Genomic DNA, 918 nt, shown 5'->3' on the forward strand with positions numbered 1-918 from the left:
AACTACGCTATCCGTGTTAAATTGCAGGCTGGGCGCACCGGGGCGAGCGGAACATCCATCCTTCTGTCGCGTGTTCTGCTCGGCGGCGCCCAATTCGGTTCACCAGCCGCTACTAAACTGGCAAGCGCAGACGCCACGATTCCTATTGAATCGCGTGTGGTAGTTAACGCCGTCGCTGGGCAAAACTTCGCGGTAGAGATTATGCGAGACGCGGCCGGGTCTAACTTTGGTGGATTGTACCCTCAAACAGCAACGGTTACTTCCTGGGGCGTAGCCCCATCCGCATTGCTGGTCATCTCAAGACTGGAGGCCGCATAATGAGCACCGCTTTCAGTAAAAGGATGCAAGGTGTAGGAACTCGCCTGTTAACAAAATACGGCAGTACCGTAATCTTGATTCAGAAAGGTCAAAAAACATGGGACCCTGTTTTAGGTGAGTACGTTTGGGGGGCGGACACGACGGTCCCTCTTAAATCCGTTCCTGTACCGGTTAATGCTGGTCTGGTAAACGGAACTACTATACAGGCGGGTGACATGATGGTTAAAGCAGATTATAGCGTAGTGCCGAAGATGGATGACAAAGTGCAGTTTAGCGGAGAACAATGGTCTGTAGTTGCTATTGAGAAGAAGATGGTTAACGATGACGTTGTGGCATACTTTATTCAGGTGAGAAAATGAGTTTTGCGCTTGATGTGTCCAGGTTCGTGGAAAAGGCTAAAAAGAATCCCGAGAAGGTGATGCGCCAGGTTTCTATAAAGTTGTTTTCTGCGATTATTAAAGCTAGTCCGGTAGATACCGGGCGATTCAGAATGAACTGGAGTGCTTCCGGAAGCACTCCCGCTGACGGAACTACGGACGCTACCGATAAAGCTGGCACCACGGCGACCAGTAATGCCGCTAATTTCGTGCTAAATGCCGC

3 protein-coding genes are annotated in these 918 nt (G+C 50.5%); all 3 read left to right on the top strand.

Translation table 11 applies throughout. The annotated features are described in order from the left end of the window. The coding region (locus H9Y05_RS16205) for a hypothetical protein (protein WP_216714907.1) at positions 1-318 on the top strand (318 nt) is incomplete at its 5' end. Positions 319-341: 23 nt separating this feature from the next. Then, positions 342-677 carry a hypothetical protein gene (locus H9Y05_RS16210; protein WP_216714908.1) on the top strand — a complete coding sequence of 112 codons (336 nt, stop codon included), beginning with the start codon at positions 342-344 and terminating at the stop codon, positions 675-677. 56 nt (positions 678-733) lie between these two features. Next, positions 734-918: hypothetical protein (locus tag H9Y05_RS16215; protein WP_216714909.1), on the top strand; the 185-nt coding region annotated here is incomplete at its 3' end.

The organism is Taishania pollutisoli, assembly GCF_014518315.1.
GTDB classification, from domain to species: domain Bacteria; phylum Bacteroidota; class Bacteroidia; order Flavobacteriales_D; family Crocinitomicaceae; genus Taishania; species Taishania pollutisoli.